Source organism: Fundidesulfovibrio agrisoli, from assembly GCF_022808715.1.
Classification (GTDB): Bacteria; Desulfobacterota; Desulfovibrionia; order Desulfovibrionales; family Desulfovibrionaceae; genus Fundidesulfovibrio; species Fundidesulfovibrio agrisoli.
In genome coordinates this window covers 86,817-109,304 of the sequence record NZ_JAKZKX010000012.1, presented here as the reverse complement: position 1 = coordinate 109,304, position 22,488 = coordinate 86,817, and the positions used below count along the sequence as shown (strand labels likewise).

15 protein-coding genes are annotated in these 22,488 nt (G+C 66.3%); 11 read left to right on the top strand and 4 right to left on the bottom strand.

Annotation, left to right across the window (positions count from 1 at the left end; genetic code table 11):
- Positions 1-267: 267 nt before the first annotated feature.
- Complete coding sequence (locus tag MLE27_RS10710; RefSeq protein ID WP_243312067.1) at positions 268-1,791, bottom strand: PAS domain-containing sensor histidine kinase; 1,524 nt, start codon at positions 1,789-1,791, stop codon at positions 268-270.
- A gap of 497 nt (positions 1,792-2,288) precedes the next feature.
- On the opposite strand from MLE27_RS10710, the gene aprB reads away from it, so the two are divergent.
- The 7 genes from aprB to MLE27_RS10675 all read left to right on the top strand — a co-directional run bounded on the left by aprB (position 2,289) and on the right by MLE27_RS10675 (position 12,343).
- Positions 2,289-2,783 carry an adenylyl-sulfate reductase subunit beta gene (gene aprB, locus MLE27_RS10705; protein WP_243312066.1) on the top strand — a complete coding sequence of 165 codons (495 nt, stop codon included), beginning with the start codon at positions 2,289-2,291 and terminating at the stop codon, positions 2,781-2,783.
- Positions 2,784-2,827: 44 nt separating this feature from the next.
- Positions 2,828-4,825, top strand: coding sequence for an adenylyl-sulfate reductase subunit alpha (aprA, locus tag MLE27_RS10700; protein WP_243312065.1), 1,998 nt, complete (start codon positions 2,828-2,830; stop codon positions 4,823-4,825).
- A 159-nt stretch (positions 4,826-4,984) separates the two neighbouring features.
- Positions 4,985-6,232, top strand: a complete 1,248-nt coding sequence (locus MLE27_RS10695; protein ID WP_243312064.1) for a CoB--CoM heterodisulfide reductase iron-sulfur subunit A family protein — start codon at positions 4,985-4,987, stop codon at positions 6,230-6,232.
- 6 nt (positions 6,233-6,238) lie between these two features.
- A complete protein-coding gene (locus MLE27_RS10690) occupies positions 6,239-8,533 on the top strand; it encodes a hydrogenase iron-sulfur subunit (RefSeq protein WP_243312063.1) in 2,295 nt (764 codons plus the stop codon).
- 12 nt (positions 8,534-8,545) lie between these two features.
- A complete protein-coding gene (gene qmoC, locus MLE27_RS10685) occupies positions 8,546-9,748 on the top strand; it encodes a quinone-interacting membrane-bound oxidoreductase complex subunit QmoC (RefSeq protein WP_243312062.1) in 1,203 nt (400 codons plus the stop codon).
- A 14-nt stretch (positions 9,749-9,762) separates the two neighbouring features.
- Entirely contained in the window at positions 9,763-10,431 is a 669-nt protein-coding gene (locus tag MLE27_RS10680) for a hypothetical protein (RefSeq protein WP_243312061.1), read from the top strand.
- Between the two features lie 433 nt (positions 10,432-10,864).
- Positions 10,865-12,343, top strand: a complete 1,479-nt coding sequence (locus tag MLE27_RS10675; RefSeq protein ID WP_243312060.1) for a dihydrolipoyl dehydrogenase family protein — start codon at positions 10,865-10,867, stop codon at positions 12,341-12,343.
- A gap of 149 nt (positions 12,344-12,492) precedes the next feature.
- Here MLE27_RS10675 and MLE27_RS10670 read toward each other — a convergent pair whose 3' ends face one another.
- Positions 12,493-12,786: a cysteine-rich small domain-containing protein gene (locus tag MLE27_RS10670; RefSeq protein WP_243312059.1), complete on the bottom strand. Its 294-nt coding sequence runs from the start codon at positions 12,784-12,786 to the stop codon at positions 12,493-12,495.
- Positions 12,787-12,817: 31 nt separating this feature from the next.
- Here MLE27_RS10670 and MLE27_RS10665 point away from each other — a divergent pair, with 31 nt between their 5' ends.
- A complete protein-coding gene (locus tag MLE27_RS10665; protein ID WP_243312058.1) occupies positions 12,818-14,071 on the top strand; it encodes a VgrG-related protein in 1,254 nt (417 codons plus the stop codon).
- A 108-nt stretch (positions 14,072-14,179) separates the two neighbouring features.
- The gene (locus MLE27_RS10660; protein ID WP_243312057.1) at positions 14,180-14,815 is read left to right on the top strand and encodes a hypothetical protein; all 636 of its coding nucleotides are present in this window, start codon (positions 14,180-14,182) and stop codon (positions 14,813-14,815) included.
- A gap of 91 nt (positions 14,816-14,906) precedes the next feature.
- Here MLE27_RS10660 and MLE27_RS10655 read toward each other — a convergent pair whose 3' ends face one another.
- On the bottom strand, positions 14,907-16,448 hold the full coding sequence (locus MLE27_RS10655; RefSeq protein ID WP_243312056.1) for a hypothetical protein: 1,542 nt from the start codon (positions 16,446-16,448) through the stop codon (positions 14,907-14,909).
- Between the two features lie 64 nt (positions 16,449-16,512).
- Complete coding sequence (locus MLE27_RS10650; protein ID WP_243312055.1) at positions 16,513-17,934, bottom strand: DHA2 family efflux MFS transporter permease subunit; 1,422 nt, start codon at positions 17,932-17,934, stop codon at positions 16,513-16,515.
- A 117-nt stretch (positions 17,935-18,051) separates the two neighbouring features.
- On the opposite strand from MLE27_RS10650, the gene MLE27_RS10645 reads away from it, so the two are divergent.
- Together MLE27_RS10645 and MLE27_RS10640 are read left to right on the top strand one after the other, a co-directional pair.
- On the top strand, positions 18,052-19,254 hold the full coding sequence (locus MLE27_RS10645; RefSeq protein WP_243312054.1) for an efflux RND transporter periplasmic adaptor subunit: 1,203 nt from the start codon (positions 18,052-18,054) through the stop codon (positions 19,252-19,254).
- Entirely contained in the window at positions 19,251-22,367 is a 3,117-nt protein-coding gene (locus MLE27_RS10640; protein WP_243312053.1) for an efflux RND transporter permease subunit, read from the top strand. Before MLE27_RS10645 ends, MLE27_RS10640 begins: the two co-directional genes overlap by 4 nt.
- Positions 22,368-22,488 lie beyond the last annotated feature (121 nt).

Below are 22,488 nucleotides of genomic sequence, written 5' to 3'. Positions count from 1 at the left end.
CCCCTGCGGAGCGGCTGACGCCGCTCCGCAGGGGTCTTGTTCTTTTAAAGGGTCTCCCATGAACCATGCTGCCAATCACAAACGCGAAGCTATCGCCGGGGTCCGGGGGGAGGCACTCCCCCCGGCGGGGTCAGGGGCGGAGCCCCTGTTCACACCCTCCGTTCGTGCCCATGCCGGATGGCGGACAGCCCGGATGAAGAATGCACGGCAGTTGGCGGGCGGCCGGGGACGGAGCCCCTGTTCTCCCCGCCGGGGCAGGGGAGGGGGCTACTCGTTGTCCGGCGCGGCTTCGTGTGAGCCTTCGCCGGAGAGCAGGGGCAGGGCGATATAGAATGTGGTGCCGGCGCCGGGCTCGCTCTCCACGCTGATGGTGCCCTGGTGAAGTTGCACGATGCGCTTGACGATGGTCAGCCCCAGGCCGGTGCCTTGGGCGGCGCGGGTGCTGGAGGTGTCGCCCTGGTGGAAGGCGTCGAACACGCGGGGCAGCTCCTGCTCGGTCATGCCGGAGCCGTGGTCGGAGACCTCGAAGAGCACCTTGTTCTCGGTTCGGCTCACCCCGAGGGTGATGACGCCCGCGCTGGAGAACTTCACGGCGTTGTCCACCACGTTGAGCAGCGCCTGCTTGAGCCGCAGCGGGTCGGCCAGCACCTCCACCTCTTCGGTGTAGGTTTCGAGCCTGAGCCCCTTCTCGATCACGCGGGGGCGGGCCGCGTCGGCCACCTCGTCGATGAGGTCGGCGGCCTGCACGGGCGTGAGCCGCAGGTGGGCCTGCCCGGCCTCCATGTCGGAGATGTCCAGGAGGTCGTTTATCATGTGCTGGAGGCGGTTGGCGCTGTCCTCGATGTCCTGGGCGATGAGCGCGGCCTCGGCGGGCTCGGGCATGTTCTGGTGGTCGGTGAGCAGGGAGATGTTGCCCAGGATGATGGTCAGGGGCGTGCGCAGCTCGTGGGAGACGATGCTCAGGAAGTCGCTCTTGATGCGGTTGGCTTCCTCGGCGGCCTGGCGGGCCTCGGCCTGGGCCTTCTCGGCCAGGCGCCGCGCCGTGATGTCGCGGGCGATGGAAGCCGCGCCGATGACGTTGCCTTCGGCGTCTCGGATGGGCGAGGTGCTCAGGGATATGATGAGGCGCTGCCCGGCCTTGTTCTGGCGAATGCTCTCGATGCGGGTGAAGCTGTCCCCGTGGCTGATGCGCTCGGTGTTCGCGAGCAGCTCGCCCAGCATCTCGGCGGGCACGATGAGGTCGCCCAGGTTGCGGCCCACCGCCTCGGCGGCCGTGTAGCCGTAAAGCTCCTCCGCGCCCTTGTTCCAATACGTAACGATGCCGTCCAGGGTGTGCCCGGTGACGGCGTCGCCGGTGGAGTCCACGATGGAGGCCAGCTGCTGCACGCGGCGGAAGGTCTCCTTTTCGCGAGTGAGGTCGTGCAGGATTCCGACGAAGAAGGTCTCGGCTTCGGCCAGGCCTTCACCCACGGAGAGGTAGGCGGGGAAGATGCTGCCGTCCTTACGGCGCGCGCGGACTTCGCGGCCCACGCCGATGATGTGGGGCTCGCGGGTGGCCAGGTAGCGGCCCACATAGCCGTCGTGCCGGGCCGCGTAGGGCTCGGGCATGAGCATGTTCACGTTGCGCCCGATGACCTCCTCCGGGTCGTAGCCGAAGAGCAGTTGCGCGGCGCGGGAGAAGGCCTTGATGAGCCTGTCCGAACCGATGATGATCACGGCGTCAACTGCGGCGTCGAGGATCACCTGGTAGCGGGAGGCGTCTGCGGGGGAGCAGCTGTTGGATGCGTTCACAAGGTGAATATGTCCAGAAACCCGGGGGATGGCAAGAAGCAAGGGGTGCGGTATCAAGAACCCCCTTGATTTGGTGGTGGTGTCGTGGTAAGTCAGGCGGGCGATACATCCGGCCAGAGAAGTGGCGATGCGCTTCGTCTGATTCATCATAATATCATTTAGTTACGGCGTTTGTAACAAATTTCACTTTCGGCTTGACGCGCCTGCGGCGTCTCGTTACAAACCTCACAAGCCGCCAATCTGGCGGAAAGAGACCGGAGGTTTACGGCGGATCGAAGAAGCTCTCGCGGAGGCTCCCTCCCCCTGCTCAGGGAGGGCGCAAGGCAACGCGAGGCGATCCCAGGCCGCCGTCCCCGTCGAGTCCGGCGCCGTCGCCCGCAAGGCGGTTTCACCGCTACCGGGCGGTTTTTACACCTGTAAAAGCCGGGCAGACGTAAAGCGTATTTTGGAATTGGCTGAACAGAGATTTAACCATCAACCAGCGTGGAGGACGTGGTATGCCTACCTTTGTCGATCCGAGCAAATGTGACGGGTGCAAGGGCGGCGAGAAGACCGCCTGCATGTACATTTGCCCCAACGACCTGATGATCCTCGATCCGGCCGAAATGAGGGCTTACAACCAGGAGCCCGAAGCTTGCTGGGAGTGCTACTCCTGTGTCAAGATCTGCCCCCAGGGCGCCATCGAGGCCAGGCCCTACGCTGACTTCGCCCCCATGGGCGGCGTCTGCATCCCCATGCGTTCGGCCGACTCCATCATGTGGACCGTGAAGTTCCGCAACGGCAACGCCAAGCGCTTCAAGTTCCCCATCCGCACCACCCCCGAAGGCTCGATCAAGCCTTACGAGGGCAAGCCCGAACCCGGCAGCCTGGACGACGAGAAGCTGTTCACCGAGACTTGGGAACTGGCCAAGCCTCAGGTGGCTCTCGCCGAGAAGGCCCCCATCACTGAGGCCGACTCGTCCCAGTGCTGGCTGGACGGCTTCTGCAAATAAGCGGAACCTGACGCGCAACCCCTAAGAATATAAGGAGCACATCAATGCCCCGTATTCCCATGAAAGAGGACGCGAAAGGCGTCGCTCTGGCCGAGCCGGAAATCATCGAAAAGTACGTCGACATGCTGCTGGTCGGCGGCGGCATGGGCACCTGCGGCACCGCCTACGAGGCCTGCCGCTGGATTGACAAGGTTGGCGGCGGCCTCTCCCTGATGCTGCTGGACAAGGCCTCCCTCGAGCGCTCCGGCGCCGTGGCCCAGGGCCTCTCCGCCATCAACACCTACCTTGGCAAGAACAACGCCGACGACTACGTCCGCATGGTCCGCACCGACCTGATGGGCATCGTCCGCGAAGACCTGATCTTCGACCTGGGCCGCCACGTCGACGACTCCGTCCACCTGTTCGAAGAGTGGGGCCTGCCCTGCTGGACCAAGGACGAGCACGGCCACAACCTTGACGGCGCCCAGTCCAAGGCCGCCGGCAAGTCCCTGCGCACCGGCGCCGACCCCGTCCGCTCCGGCCGCTGGCAGATCATGATCAACGGCGAGTCCTACAAGTGCATCGTGGCCGAGGCTGCCAAGAACGCCCTGGGCCAGGATCGCTACATGGAGCGCGTCTTCATCGTGAAGCTGCTCAACGACGCCAAAGAGCCCAACCGCATCGCCGGCGCCGTTGGCTTCTCCACCCGCGAGAACAAGGTCTACATCTTCACCTGCAACGCCATGGTCGTCGCTTGCGGCGGCGCGGTGAACGTGTACAAGCCCCGCTCCACTGGTGAGGGCATGGGCCGCGCCTGGTACCCGGTTTGGAACGCTGGTTCCACCTACACCATGTGCGCTCAGGCCGGCGCCGAAATGACCATGATGGAAAACCGCTTCGTCCCCGCCCGCTTCAAGGACGGTTACGGACCGGTCGGCGCTTGGTTCCTGCTCTTCAAGGCCAAAGCCACCAACTCCAAGGGTGAAGACTACTGCGCCACCAACCGTGGCATGCTGAAGCCCTACGAGGATCGCGGTTACGCCAAGGGTCACATCATCCCGACCTGCCTGCGCAACCACATGATGCTGGCCGAAATGCGCGCCGGCCGCGGCCCCATCTACATGGACACCGCGGGCGCCCTGCAGGCCACCTTCGCCACCCTGACCCCCGAGCAGCAGAAGCACCTCGAGAGCGAAGCCTGGGAAGACTTCCTCGACATGTGCGTCGGCCAGGCCAACCTGTGGGCCGCCATGAACATCGAGCCTGAGAAGTCCGGCTCCGAGATCATGCCCACCGAGCCTTACCTGCTCGGCTCCCACTCCGGCTGCTGCGGCATCTGGGCTTCCGGTCCCGACGAGCCCTGGGTTCCCGAGGAGTACAAGGTCCGCGCCGACAACGGCAAGGTCTACAACCGTATGACCACCGTGAACGGCCTCTGGACCTGCGCTGACGGCGTTGGCGCCTCCGGTCACAAGTTCTCCTCCGGCTCCCACGCTGAAGGCCGCATCGTCGGCAAGCAGATGGTCCGTTGGTGCGTTGACCACAAGGACTTCAAGCCCACCATCGCTGAGAAGGCCGAAGACCTGAAGAAGGAAATCTACCAGCCCTGGTACACCTTCGAAGAGAACAAGGGCATCTCCACGGACCCCGTGGTCAACCCCAAGTTCATCTCCCCGAAGAACTTCATGATGCGCCTGGTGAAGTGCTCCGACGAGTACGGCGGCGGTGTCGGCACCCTGTACACCACCTCCGCTTCCCTGCTGGGCACCGGCTTCAAGCTGCTGGCCATGCTGGAAGAGGACTCCAAGAAGCTGGCCGCCCGCGACCTGCACGAACTGATGCGCTGCTGGGAGCAGTTCCACCGCCTGTGGACCGTTCGCATGCACATGCAGCACATCGCCTTCCGTGAGGAGTCCCGCTACCCCGGCTTCTACTACCGCGGCGACTTCCCCGGCCTGGACGACAGCAAGTGGAAGTGCTTTGTCAACTCGAAGTACGACCCCACCACCAAGGAGACCAAGGTCTTCAAGCGTCCTTACTTCAAGATCATCCCCGACGCCTAAGTCGGACCAAACGCGGCCGCGGGCTTATGCCCGCGGCCGTTTTTCACGCCGGAAGCCGGCCGTTTGTTCCAAACGGTCTGATCCGGGGCGCGCCGGGGCGAGGCGTCCCGGATCAGGCCGTTTGACCGTCAAAGGTCAAATCCGAGCAGGGAGGTGTCAATGTCTGGCAACGCGATTCTGGTGGTCGGCGGGGGATTCAGCGGCATCACCGCTGCCCTGGAGGCCGCCGAAATGGGTTACGAGGTCATCCTCGTCGAGAAAAATCCCTATCTTGGGGGCCGGGTGGCGCAGCTCAACCAATATTTCCCCAAGCTTTGCCCCCCTTCGTGCGGACTGGAAATCCAGTTCCAGCGCATCCGCAACAACCCCAACGTGAAGGTGCTGACCATGGCGCAGGTCACCAAGGTTTCCGGCCAGGCTGGCAACTTCGACGTGACCGTGTCCATCAAGCCCCGCTACGTCAACGAGAAGTGCACGTGCTGCAACGCCTGCACCGAAGCCGCTGAGACCACGGTTCCCTGCGAATTCGATTTCGGCATGGGCATGCGCAAGGTGGCCTACCGGCCCAACATCTTCGCCTTCCCGCAGCGCTACGCCTTCGACAAGGCCAAGTGCTCCGAGGCCGAGGCCAAGAAGATCGAGGCGAGCTGCAAGTACGGCGCGATCAACCTGGCCGACCAGGAACGCACCCAGACCTTCAAGGTCGGGGCCGTGGTCCAGGCCACCGGCTGGAAGCCCTACGACGTCTCCAAGCTGGAGAACCTGGGCGCGGGCAAGCTCACCAACGTCATCACCAACATGCAGATGGAGCGCCTCTGCGCCCCCAACGGCCCCACCGGCGGCCTGCTGCTTCGCCCCTCCGACAAGACCGCGCCCAAGCGCGTGGCCTTTGTCCAGTGCGCCGGCTCCCGCGATGAGAACCACCTGAACTTCTGCTCCTACATCTGCTGCATGGCCAGCCTGAAGCAGGTCACCTACGTGCGCGAGCGCGTGCCCGGCGCCGAAGTGACCGTCTTCTACATCGACCTGCGCACCCCTGGCCGCTACCAGAAGTTCCTCGAGAAGGTCTCCGCCGATCCCAAGCTCTCCCTGGTGAAGGGCAAGGTCGCCGAGCTGACCCAGGAGGGCTCCGGCAAGGTGCTGGCCACGGTCGAGAACGTGGAGACCGGCATCAAGAACGTTGAAGAGTTCGACCTGGTGGTCCTGGCCACCGGGATGCAGCCTTCCGTCGCGGGTGAGGCCGTGGCCGTCAACGCCCCCCGGGACGAGGAAGGGTTCTTTATCGGCTCGCCCGACTCCGGCGTCATCGCCACGGGCTGCGCCAAGGTGCCCTTGGACGTCATGCGCTCGGCCCAGTCTGCCACCGGCGCGGCGCTCAAGGCCATTCAAACGGTTGCGGGGAGGTAACGATTCATGGCCGAGAAAATAGGCGTTTACGTCTGCGGCGGCTGCGGCCTGGGCGAAGCCGTCGATCTGGACGCAGTGTGCACTGCGGTGAAGAACAAATACCAGCCGCAGTGTCCGGTCATTAAAGCCGTCCCCGTGCTGTGCTCCTCCGAGGGCAAGGCCGCCATCGACGCGGACATCGCCGAGGCCGGGCTCGACGCAGTGTGCCTCTGCGCGTGTTCCCCCCGCGCCAAGTGGGACGTGTTCACCTTCGGCGACAAGATCCAGGTCGAGCGCGTCAACCTGCGCGAGCAGGGCGTGTGGAGCTTCAACAAGGAGCTCGGTGCGCTGGAGAAGGCCAAGGGTATCGACGACCTGCAGCTCATCTGCAACGAATACGCGATGATGGGCGTGGTCAAGATGATCAAGTCCAACATCCCCAACCCCGAAGTGCCCGAGACCTGCAAGACCATCATGGTCCTGGGCGGCGGCTGGACCGGCCTCAACGCCGCCAACGCCGCGGCCTCCCTGGGCTACGACGTGGTGCTGGTGGAGCAGGCCGCGGCCCTGGGCGGCAAGGTCGCCAACTTCTACAAGACCTTCCCCCTGAGCTACCCCTACACCGAGGCCCACGAAACCGGCCTGGACAAGCTCATCACGCAGGTCACCACCAACAGCAAGGTCTCCGTGCTGACCGGCACCACGCTGGAGAAGCTCTCCGGCGCGCCCGGCCTCTACAAGGCCGAGCTCTCCGGCGGCCAGAACCTTGACATCGGCGCCGTCGTCCTGGCCACCGGCTGGGTCCCCGGCGACACCAAGTACCTGGCTCCCATGGGCTACGGCGAGATCAAGAACGTGATCACCACCGCCGAGCTCGAGAAGATGGCCAAGGACGGCCCCATCGTGCGTCCGTCCGACGGCAAGGCTCCCAAGAGCGTGGCCTTCCTCATCAACACGGCGCTGTGCAGCGTCGACTCCTGCCCGGCCGACGTGGCTCTGGAGTGCGAGAAGGAAGAGCAGGCTCCCGTGAACCCGCCCGCCGAGGGCGAAGAGGCCCCGGCCGAGGCTCCCTTCTGCGACCTTGAGTCGCAGAGGCACCTGGCCCTGTCCTCCGAGCTGTCCTCCCTGGTGGCGCTCAAGCAGGCCAACTATGTCGTCGAGAAGGACCCCGAGGCCGCGGCCTACATCTTCTACGACCACATGATGGTGCCCGGCATCAACGAGCGCTACTACAAGGCCGCCCAGGACAACCCGGGCGTCATGCTCTCCAAGGCGCAGATCAAGTCCGTCAAGGCCGGAGCCAACGGCTCGGTGGTGGTCTCCATGACCGACACCCTGCTGGGCGAGGCCATCGAAATCGTGGCCGACCTCGTTGTGCTGCCCACCTCCCTGGTGCCCACCACCGCGCACAGCCCGGTCGTCAACCTGGAGTACCGCCAGGGCCTGGCCTTCCCGGACCTGGGCCTCTTCGAGGGCTACGCGGACTCCAACTACATCTGCTTCCCCTACGAAACCCGCCGCACCGGCATCTACGCCGCCGGCGCGGTGCGCCAGCCCATGGGCCTGGCCCTGGCCTCCGAGGACGCCATGGGCGCCGCGCTCAAGGCCATCCAGTGCGTGTCCAGCGCCAACCGCGGCGTGGCCGTGCATCCCCGCTCGGGCGACCGCAGCTTCCCGGTGTTCAACTTCGTGCGCTGCACCCAGTGCAAGCGCTGCACCGAGGAATGCCCCTTCGGCGCCCTTGATGACGACCCGAAGGGCACCCCGATGCCCAACCCGTCGCGCTGCCGCCGCTGCGGCACGTGCATGGGCGCCTGTCCCGAGCGCGTCATCAGCTTCGACAACTACAACATCGACATGATCGGCACCATGATCCGCGAGATGCAGGTGCCGGCCAAGATCGAACAGGGCGGCCCCCGCGTGCTGATCCTGGCCTGCGAGAACGACGCCTACCCGGCGCTCGACATGGCGGCCATGCGCGGCAAGCCCTGGAGCCCCTACGTGCGCGTCATCCCGGTGCGCTGCCTCGGCTCGGTCAACGCCATCTGGGTGGCCGACGCCATGTCCAAGGGCATCGACGGCGTGTTGCTGCTGGGCTGCAAGTACGGCGACGACTACCAGTGCCACTTCGTCAAGGGCTCCGAGCTGTGCAACCGCCGCAAGGAAAACATCTCCGAGTCGCTCAAGCGCCTCGGCGTTGAGCCCGAGCGCGTCGACCAGTTCCAGGTGGCCATCGACGAGTACGACGTCGTGCCCTCCATGATCGACAAGTTCATGGACATGATCGTCAAAATGGGTCCCAACCCGTTCAAAGGCTATTAGGAGGCCCTGCTTATGTCTTCTCCGGTCCGGATCCAACCCGACCCGAGCTTCGTCAGGGAGCTTCAGGCAGCTGGTGGCGAGAGCGTCAAGAAATGCTACCAGTGCGCCACCTGCTCCGTGGCCTGTCCGCTGTCCCCGGCTGAGAACCCCTATCCCCGCAAGGAGATGGTCTGGGCTCAGTGGGGCCTCAAAGACAAGCTCATGAACGACATCGACGTGTGGCTGTGCCACAACTGCGGCACCTGCTCCGACCTGTGCCCGCGTGGCGCCAAACCCGCCGACACCCTGGCGGCCATCCGCAACATGACCTACCGCAAGCTGGTGGGCCCCGCGAAGATCGGCGAGTGGATGAGCTCCTCCAAGGGGCTGCCCTACCTGGCCGGCATTCCGGCGGTGCTCTGGCTGTTCATCTGGCTCTTGACCACCGGCCTGTCCATCCCCGCCGGCGAGATCAAGTTCTCCAAGGTGTTCCCCGGCGACTTCACCATCGACCCGCTCTTCGGCGCGGTGGCGGTGTTCGTGGCCTGGAGCTTCTACAAGGGCGTGACCAACATGTGGAAGAGCTTCGCGTCGCTGCCGACCACCTTCGAGGTGGGCGCGCACTGCGAGAAGCCCACCCTGGTGCAGGCCATCATCGATGTCCTGCGCGACGACCTCTACACCCACCGCCAGTTCAATGAGTGCGGCGCGGACAACACCGAGCGCTCCAAGGGCCACTGGGCCCTGCTGGCCGCCTTCGTGGCCCTGGCCATCGTCACCTCCGTGGTGGCGGTGTCCCACTGGGGCTCCAAGGTCCCCGGCTTCCACTGGCTGCACGCCCTGGGCGACACGCCCATGGTGCTCTACAGCCCGGTGAAGCTGCTGGCCATCGTGGGCACCGTGCTCGGCTTCTACGGGCTGACCATGCTCACCCGCCGCCGCCTGAACCTGGACGCCCAGAAGCAGGGCTCCTCGTTCTACGACTGGTATCTGCTCGGCGTCATCTGGGCGGTGTTCGTCACCGGCCTTGGTTCCATGGTTCTGCGTCTGGCGGGCGTGGCCGGCTTGGCCTACCCCATGTACTACCTGCACCTGGTCGCGGTCTTCATGATGATCGCGTACCTGCCCTGGTCCAAGCTGGGGCACCTGGTGTATCGCACGACGGCTCTGGTGTATGCCCGCATGAGCGGCCGCAAGCCCCTCACCCGCGTTGAAGACAAAATTTTCGAGATCTAAGAGGAGGAACTCCCATGGCTGAGACGAAAGTTTTCCCGATGAACACCTTCATTTCTTACCTGAAGGGCATGGACAAGGAAGGCCAGAAGAAGAGCGTTGTGGAGATGGTGGGCTACATGGCCGACACCGTCATCGACGAGGAGTTGGCTCCTTTCGCCAAGGCCATCGCCAAGGCCTGGATCTACGAGCAGCACCCCGAAGTGATCTCCATGAGCGCCAACCAGCTGGCCTCCTCGGGCAAGAACGTGTCCGTGCCCAAGCTGCCCGCCGAGACCATGGGCGAGATCAACGCCCTGTTCGCCAAGCTGGCTGAATACAAGACCACCGCCGTGGCCCAGGCCGAAGAGCTGGCCGCCGTGAAGGCCGACCTGGCCGCCAAGTCCGCCATGCTCACCGATGTCGAAGCCAAGCTGAAGGTGGCCGAGGCCTCCGTGAAGCGCTTCGAGGAGTCCTCCAAGCAGGAGAGCGAGAAGCTGATCGTGGCCCCCCTGGCCAAGGTCAACGAGTACATCGGCAAGGTGGACGAGCTGCTGAAGATGATCGAAGACGTGAAGAAGCACGGCGTGGTGACCGTTGCCGCCGGCGGCGCCGGTGGCGCTCCGGCCGCTGGCGGCGCCGCTGCCGAGCCCGAGCCGGTCGTGGACTTCGGTGTGGAAGACTCCTTCACCAAGTCCGACTGGTAGAATATCAGGCGCGAGCCTGTGATTGCGAAGGCCGCCCGGCAACGGGCGGCCTTTTGTATTTGTCGGTTTGAAAAGCGCAGGCCGTTCAGTGTCATCCTGGCTGGCAAAGCGAGTGCTGCCTTGCAGGCCACAGGCGGCGTTGAGCCTGCGCCAATAGGCGGCGAGGTTTTCGCGTAGTTCCTTCTCGCTTCTCATGATTTTGTGTCCTTGTTTGTTGTTTCCCGGTGCGCCGGGAATGGGGACACATCATATTCAAGAACGCGCCGCTGTCTCCCCACATAGGGCTATGTGGGGAGAAAGTGGCAAATCCCTGAAATTGGCACATCGGCAAAGCCTACCGTCCCGGCCTGAATTCGATCAGAAAACAAATCAGGGGTGGACAGCACATTGCAAGCGTGCTTAAGGAAAGCCAATTTCCGGCGAAGGAGGGGGGATGGCTGTTTACGACTTCGACCTGGGGATCATAGGAGGCGGGGCCGCGGGGCTGACCGCCGCTGCCGGAGGCGCGCGCCTGGGCGCAAAAACCCTGCTCATCGAGCGCGAGCCGCACCTGGGCGGGGACTGCCTGCACTTCGGCTGCGTGCCGTCCAAGACGCTCATCGCTACGGCCAAGGTCTACCACACCATGCGCAACGCCCAGCAGTGGGGCCTTCCCGCCGTGGACCCCGGCCCGGTGGACTTCACGCGCGTGGCCGAGCGCATCCGGGGCGTCATTGCGCGCATCCAGCGCCACGACTCCCCGCAGCGCTTCTGCCAGCTGGGGGCCAAGGTCGTGTTCGGCGCGCCGGAGTTCATCGACGAGCACAGCCTGCGAGTGAACGGTGAGACCTTTTCCGCCGAGAAATGGCTGGTGGCCACCGGCTCCTCCCCCGCGGTGCCCAACATCCCCGGCCTCAAGGATACATTCTACCTCACCAACCGCGACCTGTGGTCCCTGGACGAGCTGCCCGAGTCCCTCATCATCCTTGGCGGCGGGGCCGTGGCCGTGGAGATGGCCCAGGCCTTCCAGCGCCTCGGCTCCAGCGTGACCATCCTGCAGCGCTCCCGCCAACTGCTTTCCAACGAGGACGCCGACATTGCGGGCATGGTGGCGGCCAAGCTGCGCCAGGAGGGCGTCTCAGTGCGCCTCAACGCCCATGTGACCACCGTGGGCGAGGCTTTCGGGCAGAAGGAGGTCTGGTTCGCGGACGACACGGGCATGCAGCGCCTGGTGCGCGCCAAGGCCCTGCTGGTGGCCATGGGCCGCGCGCCCAACGTCACGGGCCTGGGCCTGCACAACGCCGGAGTGGCCTACACCGAGAAGGGCGTGCCCACCGACAGGCGGCTGCGCACCAGCTCAACCGACATTTACGCCGCAGGCGACGTGCTGGGCAAATGGCAGTTCACCCACGCGGCGGGCTACGAGGCGGGCGTGGCCCTGACCAACGCGGTGGCGCGCCTGCCGCGCAAGGCCAACTACCAGTTCATGCCCGTGGCCACCTACTGCGACCCGGAGCTGGCGGGCGTGGGTATGACCTACCGCCAGGCGCGCGCCGCCGACCTGGACGTGACCACACACGTGCAGCCCTTCGCCGAGAACGACCGCGCCCTGGCCGAGAACACCCCGGACGGCGTCATCAAGATGGTGGTGGATTCGCAGGGCCAGGTGCTCGGTGTTCGCATCCTGGGGCCGCGCGCGGGCGACCTGATCGGCGAGTGGGTCACGGTGCTCTCGGGCGGGGTGCGCCTCTCCAAGCTGGCCCAGTCGGTGCACCCCTATCCCACCCTGGGGGAGATCAACCGGCGCGCCGCCGGGGAGTATCTCGCGCCCAAGGTGTTCGAGGGCGTGGCCCCCAAGCTGCTCAAGGTCATCTTCGGGCTCAAGGGCAGGGCTTGCGAGCTCCCCGGGAGCCAGGAAGCCGCCAAAGGCTAGCGGCCTTTTAAAAAATTCCCGCTGGCTGCGTTGCCTCGAAAAGGTCAAACACTCGCGTATGCCCAATACGCATCGGCCGTGACTTTTTCATGCGCCTTGCCGGCTGGTTTTTTGAACAGGCTGCAAGAATCGACCTTTCCAGCGGGCAGCTAGCCTCCCCCTTCCTCCTGAGCCTGTGCCCTGCGCCGGGCGAACTCCTCCTTGAGGCGGGCGATGGTGCGCTCGTAGCCTCCCGGCTCGTGCGGCTTCGTGCAGCCGGAGCAGTCCTTGACGCCCTTGGCCATGCTCCAGTCCCCGCCGCAGTCCTCCAGGAAGTAGAGCGGGCAGAAGCAGAACAGGCAGTTGAAACACGCCGGGTCCGCCCCCTTGTGGCAGGGGAAGTAGGCGCAGTCCTTGTTGCTGAAGAAGGCGTGGGAGGCTTGGCACGCCGGTTGCTTGCTCATGGCGCAGACTCTCATTCAAGGGGTTAACGTCATGGCCTTGACGCCGCAAAACATAGCCGCCGCCGTGGCGGCCCGCCCGGAGAACCTTCGCGGGCCTACCTCCCGGCTCACCGACGGCAAGGGGGCCTTCAAGACCATGCTCACCAGCCAGTTCGGGGCCAGCAAGTCCATTCTGGGCGACAAGCTCAAGGACCCCATGGGCCCCATGGCTGAAGACAAGAACTCCTTCGCCAGCATGCTCTCCAGCCAGATGGCGGCCTCGGCGGCCAAGGGGGCCGGTTCGCCGCCCCTGGCCGCCCCGACGGCTCCGCCCATGCACAGAACAGCAAACGGGCAGGGCGTCAAGCAGCCGCCCCAGGCCCAGGCCCAGGCCCAGGGCCAGGCCCAGGCTGCCGCCAAGACCACGCCCCAGCCCCAGGCCCAGGCCAAAGAGGTCAAGGTGGCCATCGAACGCCAGGAGGTTCGCAGCGTCATCAACCCCAACGCCCGCCACCCGGACGACGTGGGGCACCTGCCCGGTCCCGGCGGCAAGGGCCCGCTGCCCAAGGGCTTCACCCGCGAGGAGGAGGACCTGCTCCAGGCCGCGGCCGCCGCTGAATCCAAATTTCTGGCGGCCAAGCGCCGGGCCTCCAGCGCCAAAGGCGACGACGGAAATGGCCAGACGGACAAGATGGGCATCCTCTCGGCCATGTACGAGTCGCGCGGGGCCATCGACGCCATCGGCTACGACGGCCGGGGCGGCACCTCCTACGGCAAGTACCAGATCGCCTCGGGCGTCGGCACCATGGACCGCTTCCTCAACTATCTTGAGACAAAGGCCCCGGATCTGGCCTCGCGCCTGGATTCCTCCGGCCCGGCCAACACCGGCGGCAGGCAGGGCGGCATGACCGGGGAGTGGAAGCGCATCGCCACCGAGCAGCCCAAGCGCTTCGAGGCCCTGCAGCACGAGTTCATCCGCGACACGCACTACACGCCCGCGCTCAAGTCCATCACCATGTCCACCGGGCAGGACATGTCCACCCGCTCCCAGGCCGTGCGCGAGGTGCTCTGGAGCACCGCGGTGCAGCACGGGCCCAACGGGGCGTCGGAAATCTTCTCCCAGGCCTTGGACAAGCTGGAGGCGAACAAGCAACTGGGAAACGACAAGGCCCTCATCGAGGAGGTCTACGCCCAGCGCATGATCCAGTTCGCGGGGCGGGGCAAGCTGCGCGTGGCCGTGTCCACGCGCCTCGCCGACGAGAAGCAGACGGCCCTCTCCATGCTGGGCGGGGCCAAGCTGGGCTGAACGGCCCGGGCCTAGGGCATCCCGTCGCCGCCTCCATACAAGGGGGCGCTTGCCAGAAACGGGCGGCTGTGGCTATCTGGAGCCATACAGGTCGATAGGGAGGACTGCGTGGTTTCAATGATTCGTGTGATGGTCGCGGCCCTGGCCCTGCTGGTGGCGATGCCCTGCCTGGCCGCTACGCCGCAGAAGCCGCTCAGCAAGGGCTTCGGCTCCGTGAACTGGGGGGAGGACATCTCCAAGAAGCAGGGCTTCATGAAGCTGCGCACCGACGAGGGCGTGGACTACTACATTTTCCTGCGCGAGCAGACCCGGGCCACGGGATTCGGCAGGCCCACGGTGTTCTACGCCCAGTCCGGCGGCAGACTCTACGCGGTGCACCTGCGCCTCACCGACGGCTCCGGGTACGACGCCCTGCGGCTCGAGCTGGAGGACATTTACGGCAAGGGCAAGGTTTCGGGCAAATCCGTGCGCTGGCGGGTCGGGCCCGTGCGGATCAAGCTCTCCCCGGACCAGGGGGGCACCATGAAGCTCTCCTTCTACAACCCGACCGCCGCCAGGATCAACGCCGCCAAGAGCGAGGCCGAGCCCTCCGGCAGCGAACTGGCCAAGCTCCTGCCGGACGACTACCTGCCCATCAAGGGCCCGAACCTGGGCGCGCCCATCAAGCAGCCCGACGACACCGGCATCGACCTGCTGCCCTACCTGCGCGACGGCCGCAAACTGCTCAAGATCAAGACCTATTAGCGGCTTGCCGCCTCAAGGAAGACAGTGAGAAAAAGGGCTCCGGGACGCACGTCCCGGAGCCCTTTCTGTTCGCTGAATCCCCGGGGGCGGGCTAGGCCGACTTCACCACGCCCAGCCTGCCCAGAATCTCGCCCACCTTGCCCTGCACGTTCTGGGTGGCCTTGGCCACCAGGGCCAGGTTCACCAGGGCCACAACCTCGGCCTTGAAATGCATGGCCGTCCAGAGCGCGGTGAGGGCCTGGGCCAGTTCGGCCTCAACGTTGGAGAGGCGGATGGCCTCGGCCAGCTCCTGCCCGGTCTTGGCCTTGAACAGCAGCCATTTCTGGCTGGCCGGGTCGTCCTCGAAGAAGAGCTTCTGGCGGATGCGGTTGAAGCCCTGATCGGCGAGCGCCTCGACCCCCTGGCGCGGGGCGCGGCGCTGGCGCAGGCACCGCACCTGGACCTTGCCCGAATCCTCGGCGACCCTGGCGGTCAGCTGGGCGCACAGCGCGTGCTCGATCATCAGGATGAAGGCCGCCGCCAGGGAAGCGGGGGCGAAGGTGCCGGCCACATGCAGGATGGCCTCGCGCTCCCGGGGGGTGAATTCGCTCAGGGCCTTGTGCAGGTCCTCCCGGGAGATGCCCAGGGAGAAGGCCGCGCCCACGGCCAGGGCCGTGGCCTGGTCGCGCAGGAAGGCCTTGCGCGCCGCCAGCTTCTGGGCCTTGCGCGTGGGGGTCTCGGGCTCGTCGTCCTGCGGCTCGGGCTCCTCGTCCTCGGCGGCTTCGTAGGGCTTGTTGTCCACGAGCACGTCCATGTAGCGCTGGGCCACGGGGTCCACGGAGGCCACCAGGCCAAGCAGCTCGAAATCCTGCCGGGCGGGCTTGCCGGGCAAGAGCGGCTCGGCCGACCCGGCGAAGAACGCTGCCAGGGCCTGGGCCGCGCGCTGGGCCTGGGCGTCCTGCCGGGCGTTCTCGAAGGATTGCTGCAGGCGCGTCTTGTCGATCTGCTTGTCGGTGCCGGGCATCTCGTCCAGGAAGGCGTCCAGCGGATAGCGCACCGCGATGAAGCCGCCCTCCCTGGCGATGCGGAAAGCGTCTTTCTGCAGCAGATCCTCGTAGGTTTTGTTGACGAACCCGGTGACGAAGCGCTCCAGCAGGGCCTTCCAGTAGCGGTCGTCGGAGAAGCCCGCGTGGGTCAGCTCCTCGATGTCGGCCAGGGCCGACTCCCCGAAGCGCTCCAGGATGACGTCGTTGAAGTCGTCGCGCACCGCGCCCGAAAGCAGGATGTAGCCCTGCATGCACTTGAGCAGCAAGGTCTCCAGGTTGGCCAGCTGGTGCAGCAGGGCGTCCACCTGGTCCTTGGCGTTGACGCGGGAGGCCACCTCGTACTGGTTGAGCGTGGTCAGGAACTGGCCCATCCACTCGCGGTAGACGGCGTGGGCGGGGAGTGGCTCGCAACGGGTGGTGATGGCGCTCACCAGGTTGTTCTGGTCGCCTTCCAGGGCGGGGAATTCGCTCAGGCGTTCGCGGTTGGCCAGGAGAACGGCCAGCAGCACCTCGCGCTCCACCGCCTCGCGCCGGGAGGATATTTCTTTCAGGCGGCGCAGGGTGGCCAGGCAGCTATCCAGGCGGGTGGCGAGTGCGGCGATGCTCATGGCGTTCTCTCCGATGTGGCAAGGACGCTGCGAATAATAAAGGAAAATGGCGGGGAAAAAAAGACTAACCTGTGGGCTTGCGGCCTTGGCTCGCCGGACGCGTGGCCCCGAGCAGGGCTGCGGCCAGGGCCAGGGCGGCGGCGCAGGCCAGGGAGGCGTCGAAACCCGCGATGAAGGCGGCGGTCTCGGTCTGCCCGGCGGTCAGGGCCCGGGTGTGGAAGGCCTCGTACACGGCGGTGGCCAGGGCGATGCCGCTGACCATGCCCAGGTTGCGCACCAGGGCCATGACGGACCCGGCCACGCCGCTCTTCTCCCGGGGCGCGCTGCCCAGCACCGCGTTGTTGTTGGGCGAGAGGAACAGCCCCATGCCCACGCCCAGCACGGCCTGGCCCGCCACACAGCGCAGCAGGCCGGAGCCCGGAACCAGCAGGGTGTGCGACCAGAGCCCGGCGGCGGTGAGGGCCATGCCCAGGCCCGTGAGCAGGGCGTGGCTCGTCTTCTCGGAGAGCAGCCCGCTCACCGGGGCCACGAAGGTCATGGCCAGGGGCATGGCCGCCATGATGAGCCCCGCCTTCTGGGAGCTGAAGCCGCACACGCGCACCAGGAAGAAGGGCAGCATCACGGCGTTGGTCAGCATGGCCATGAAGGCCAGCAAGGAGGCGATGTTGCCCACCAGCAACGCCCGGATGCGGAACAGCGCGAGATCGACCAGGGGGTGCTCCACGCGGGCCTGGCGGCGCAGGAACAGCCAGATGCCCAGCGCGGCGGTCCCGGCGCAGGCCAGCGTCCCGGGAGACATCCAGCCCCAGCGCCCGCCGTGGGTGATGGCCACCAGCAGGAAGACGATGCCGACGGCATAGAACACGGCCCCGGCGTAATCGAAGCTTTGGGCCGCCGGGCGCCTGTCGTCCGGCAGCACCCTGGAGGAGAGGACCATGCCCAGGATGCCCACGGGCACGGTGACGTAGAAGATGGAGGGCCAGCCGAACGCGCCCACCAGCAGCCCGCCCAGCGACGGCCCGGCCAGCGAGCCCAGGGAGACCACCATGCCGATCATGCCCAGGGCGCGCCCGCGCTCCGGGCCGGGGAAGCTCTGCACCACGATGGCCGGGCCGTTGGCCATGAGCATGGCCGCGCCCACGCCCTGCAGCGCCCGCCCGCCGATGAGCCACCAGATGCCCGGGGCCAGGCCGCACACGGCGGAGGCCAGCGTGAACAGGAAGAAGCCCGCGCCGTAGAGCGAGCGCCTGCCGCGCATGTCCCCCAGGCGGCCGAAGGCGGGCAGCAGGCAGGCGATGACCAGCAGATAGACGGTGATGACCCACTGGGCGAAGGGGAGCTCCGCGCCGAAGCCGTGCGCGATGGTGGGCAGGCCCACGTTGACGATGCCGCCGTCCAGGGTGGCCATGAAGGTGCCCGTGGCCGAAACCGCGAGACAGGCCCAGGGGCGGGCGGCGAAAATATTTTTTTCGGGATTATGAGACATGGCGTAACCGTTTTGACCCGGGTGCACTACTCCTTTTGACAGCCCCTTGCAATGGCGATAAAAATCGCGACAACTCAGCTAAGAAGCCGCAGGCTCCAGCCTGCGGGAAAGGATACAATGAAGAGTCGTTCCGGCCTGCGGGCGTTGTGGCTGGTGATCGTATTCTCCCTGGTGCTCGCGGGCTGCTCCGACGATGACAAGAAACGAAGCCAGGCGCGGCCTCCCGCGCCCGTCTCCGTGGCGGTGGCGGCGTCGGGCACGGTGCCCGTGCGCATCGCGGCCGTGGGCAACGTGGAGCCGGTGCGCAGCGTGGCCGTGCGCACCCAGGTGGGCGGCCAGATCGTGGAGCAGCGCGTGCGCGACGGCCAGGAGGTCGCCGCCGGGGAGGTGCTCTTCGTGCTGGACGGCAGGCCCTTCAAGGCCGCGCTGCTCCAGGCCCAGGGCAAGCTGGAGCGCGACCAGGCCCTGCTCAAGCGCGCCGAGGACGACCTGGCCCGCTACACCGGCCTCAAGCAGAAGGACGTAGTCAGCCAGCAGCAGTTCGACCAGGCCCAGTCCGACGCCAAGAGCCTGCGCGGCTCCATCAAGCTCTCCGAGGCCGAGATCGAGCAGGCCAAGCTCCAGTTGGAGTATTCGGTCATCAAGGCGCCGTTCGCCGGAAGGGTGGGCACGGTGCAGGTCAACGTGGGCAACGTCATCAAGGCCAACGACGACCGCAGCCTGCTCACCCTGGTGCAGATCCAGCCCATCTACGTGAGTTTCTCCGTGCCCGAGCAGCACCTGCCCGAGGTGGCCTCCCGCCTGGGCAAGACCCCCCTCGAAGTGACCGCCTTTCTGGCCGGGGACGACGCCAACCCCGAGCGCGGCGTGCTGGCCTCGGTTGACAACTCCGTGGACCGCACCACGGGCACCATCCGGCTCAAGGGCCTGTTCCAGAACGATTCCAAACGCCTCTGGCCCGGCCAGTTCGCCAAGGTGGCGCTGAACCTGGCCAACCGCGAAGGGGTGGTCAGCGTGCCTTCTCCGGCGGTGCAGCAGGGCCTGCAGGGCAGTTACGTCTACGTGGTGACGCCGCAGAACAAGGCCGAGTTCCGCCTGGTGGAGACCGGCGGGAGCATCGAGGGCCGCACCATCGTCAGCAAGGGCCTCTCCGGCGGGGAGACCGTGGTCACCGATGGACATGTGCGCCTGGCGCCGGGCTCCACGGTGGAGGTCAAGAACCCGTCGGCGAACGCCAAGGCCCCTGACGCCAAGGCCGAGGCCGGCGCCCAGAGTGGAGCCCAGGGTGGAGCCCCGGGTGCCGAAGGAAAGGCCCAATGAGCCTCTCCACCGGTTTCATCCGCCGCCCGGTCATGACCACGCTGGTCATGGCCGCCATGCTCATTTTCGGGGTCATGGGCTACCTGAACCTGCCCGTCTCCGACCTGCCCAACGTGGACTTCCCCACCATCCAGGTCACGGCGACCTTCCCCGGGGCCTCCCCCGAGACCATGGCCGCCTCGGTGGCCACCCCGCTGGAGAAGCAGTTCTCCACCATCGCCGGGCTCGACTCCATGAGCTCCAGCTCCACCCTGGGCATCACCAAGATCACCCTGCAGTTCGACCTCAACCGCAACATCGACGCCGCCGCGCAGGACGTCAACTCCGCCATAGCCCTGGCCGTCAAGGACACCCCGGCCGAGATGACCACCCCGCCCACCTACCGCAAGGTGAACCCGGCGGACCAGCCCGTGCTCTACCTGGCCATCACCTCGCCCACCATGCGCCTCTCGGACCTCAACGAGTACGCCGAGACGCTCCTGGCCCAGCGCATCTCCATGGTGTCGGGCGTCTCCCAGGTGGTGGTGTACGGCTCCCAGAAGTACGCGGTGCGCGTCCAGTTGGACCCCGACGCCCTGGCCAGCCGCGAGATCGGCGTGGACGAGGTGGCCGAGGCCGTGCGCCGGGCCAACGTGAACCTGCCCACCGGCACCATCTCCGGCCCCAGCAGGGAGTTCACGGTGCAGGCCACAGGCCAGCTGCTGCGCGCGGAGTTCTACGGCCCCATCATCGTGGCCTACCGCAACGGCTCCCCCGTGCGCCTGAACGAAATCGGGCGCGCCATGGACTCGGTGGAGAACGACCGCCGCCGCAACTTCTACAACGGCGAGCCCGGCTTCGTGCTGGCCGTCATGCGCCAGCCCGGCACCAACACCGTGGCCGTGGTGGACGCCGTGAAGAAGCTGCTGCCCGGCTTCAAGGTGCAGCTGCCCGAAGCCGTGAACATGGAGATCATGATCGACCGCTCCGTCTCCATCAAGGACTCGGTGGAGGACGTCAAATTCACCCTGCTGCTCACCGTGGGCCTGGTGGTGGCGGTGATCTTCCTGTTCCTGCGCAACGTCTCGGCCACGCTGATCCCCTCGCTGGCCCTGCCGCTTTCGCTCATGGGAACGTTCGCGCTCATGTACCAGTTCGGGTTCAGCCTGAACAACATCTCGCTCATGGCGCTCACCCTCTCGGTGGGCTTCGTGGTGGACGACGCCATCGTCATGCTGGAGAACGTGGTGCGCCACATGGAGATGGGCAAGCCGCCCCTGCAGGCCGCCTACGAGGGCGCCAAGGAGGTCAGCTTCACCATTCTCTCCATGACTATCTCGCTCACGGCGGTGTTCATCCCCGTGCTGTTCATGGGCGGCGTGGTGGGCAGGCTCTTCAAGGAGTTCGCGGTCACCATCTGCGTGGCCATCCTGTTCTCGGGCTTCGTCTCCCTGTCGCTGACGCCCATGCTCTGCTCCAAATGGCTCAGGCCGCACCACGACAAGAAGCCCGGCCGTTTCTCCGCCGCCATCGAGGCCGGGTTCGAGGCCCTGCTGCGCCTCTACGACCGCAGCCTGACCTGGGTCATCGCGCACCGCAGGCTGACCATGGCCTTCTCGCTCTCCCTGCTGCTGGTCACGGGCTGGCTGTTCTCGGCCATCCCCAAGGGCTTCCTGCCCAGCGAGGACATCGGCCAGGTCATGATGATGACCGAGGCCGAGCAGGGCATCAGCTTCACGGCCATGCTTGAGAAGCAGAAGCGGCTCATGGACATCGTGGGCAGGGACGAGAACATCGAGGGCTTCATGTCCGTGGTGGGCGCGGGCGGCCCGGTGGCCACGCTCAACTCCGGGCGCATGTTCATCAAGCTGAAGCCCCGGCACGAGCGCCCGCTCTCGGCGGACCAGCTCATCCAGAAGCTCAGGCCCCAGCTTTCCAAGGTGCCCGGGATCATGGCCTTCCTGCAGAACCCGCCCTCCATCCGCCTGGGCGGCAACTTCACCAAGGGCCTCTACCAGTACACCCTGCAGAACCCCGACACCCAGGACCTCTTCAAGTACGCCGCCGAACTGGAGGAGAAGCTCAAGGAAGTGAGCATGCTCCAGGACGTCAACTCCGACCTGCAGCTCAAGAACCCCCAGATCAACCTGGAGATCGACCGCGACAAGACCTCGGCCCTGGGCATCAGCGTGCAGCAGATCGAGGACGCGCTCTACACCTCCTACGGCACGCGGCAGGTCTCCACCATCTATGCGCCCAACAACTCCTACCAGGTCATCATGGAGGTGCTGCCCGGGTTCCAGAGCGACCCCTCGCTCATGTCCCGGCTGTATGTGCGCTCCCCCGTGACCATGAAGCTCGTGCCGCTGGACGTGCTGGTCAAGCGCAAGCTGGGCGTGGGCCCGCTCTCGGTGAACCACTCCGGCCAGCTGCCCTCGGTGACCATCTCCTTCAACCTGGCCCCGGGGGTCTCGCTCTCGCAGGCCGTGGAGGAGGTGGGCAAGGTCTCGCGCCAGGTGCTGCCCGCGTCCTTCACCACCAAGTTCGAGGGCACGGCCCAGGCCTTCCAGTCCTCCATGACGGGGCTTTCGGTGCTGGTGATCCTCTCCATCGTGGTCATCTACATCGTGCTGGGCATCCTCTACGAATCCTTCATCCACCCGCTGACCATCCTCTCGGGCCTGCCTTCGGCGGGCGTGGGCGCGCTGGCCACGCTGATGGCCTTCGGCATGAACCTGGACATCTACGGATTCGTGGGCATCATCATGCTCATAGGCATCGTGAAGAAGAACGCCATCATGATGATCGACTTCGCCCTGGAGGCCCAGCGCGACCAGAACCTGAGCCCGGCCCAGGCCATCTACCAGGGCTGCCTGGTGCGCTTCAGGCCCATCATGATGACCACCATGGCCGCGCTCATGGGCACGCTGCCCATCGCCCTGGGCTTCGGCGCGGGCGCGGAGGCCCGCAGGCCCCTGGGCCTGGCCGTGGTGGGCGGGCTCATGGTCTCGCAGCTGCTCACGCTCTTCTTCACGCCGGTCTATTACATCTACCTGGACCGCTTCCAGGCCTGGCTGGCCAGGGGCGGGCGCAAGGAAGGCGGCTCGGCTGGCGAGGCCGCCGGGCAGCACTGAGCGGGGTATAGAGATCGTTCAGGCTCCGGTCCTGCCCCCTGGGCGGGGGGGGGGGGGGGGGGGGGGGGGGGGGCTGTGGGGGGGGGGGGGGGGGGCGCCCCCGCCGGCGCGCCGCCCCCCC

What these genes read in the sequence shown, in the direction of transcription:
- aprB (WP_243312066.1), top strand. Translation starts at nt 2,289, where the DNA reads ATGCCTACCTTTGTCGATCCGAGCAAATGTGACGGGTGCAAGGGCGGC.
- aprA (WP_243312065.1), top strand. Translation starts at nt 2,828, where the DNA reads ATGCCCCGTATTCCCATGAAAGAGGACGCGAAAGGCGTCGCTCTGGCC.
- MLE27_RS10695 (WP_243312064.1), top strand. Translation starts at nt 4,985, where the DNA reads ATGTCTGGCAACGCGATTCTGGTGGTCGGCGGGGGATTCAGCGGCATC.
- MLE27_RS10690 (WP_243312063.1), top strand. Translation starts at nt 6,239, where the DNA reads ATGGCCGAGAAAATAGGCGTTTACGTCTGCGGCGGCTGCGGCCTGGGC.
- qmoC (WP_243312062.1), top strand. Translation starts at nt 8,546, where the DNA reads ATGTCTTCTCCGGTCCGGATCCAACCCGACCCGAGCTTCGTCAGGGAG.
- MLE27_RS10680 (WP_243312061.1), top strand. Translation starts at nt 9,763, where the DNA reads ATGGCTGAGACGAAAGTTTTCCCGATGAACACCTTCATTTCTTACCTG.
- MLE27_RS10675 (WP_243312060.1), top strand. Translation starts at nt 10,865, where the DNA reads ATGGCTGTTTACGACTTCGACCTGGGGATCATAGGAGGCGGGGCCGCG.
- MLE27_RS10670 (WP_243312059.1), bottom strand. Translation starts at nt 12,786, where the DNA reads ATGAGCAAGCAACCGGCGTGCCAAGCCTCCCACGCCTTCTTCAGCAAC.
- MLE27_RS10665 (WP_243312058.1), top strand. Translation starts at nt 12,818, where the DNA reads ATGGCCTTGACGCCGCAAAACATAGCCGCCGCCGTGGCGGCCCGCCCG.
- MLE27_RS10655 (WP_243312056.1), bottom strand. Translation starts at nt 16,448, where the DNA reads ATGAGCATCGCCGCACTCGCCACCCGCCTGGATAGCTGCCTGGCCACC.
- MLE27_RS10650 (WP_243312055.1), bottom strand. Translation starts at nt 17,934, where the DNA reads ATGTCTCATAATCCCGAAAAAAATATTTTCGCCGCCCGCCCCTGGGCC.
- MLE27_RS10645 (WP_243312054.1), top strand. Translation starts at nt 18,052, where the DNA reads ATGAAGAGTCGTTCCGGCCTGCGGGCGTTGTGGCTGGTGATCGTATTC.
- MLE27_RS10640 (WP_243312053.1), top strand. Translation starts at nt 19,251, where the DNA reads ATGAGCCTCTCCACCGGTTTCATCCGCCGCCCGGTCATGACCACGCTG.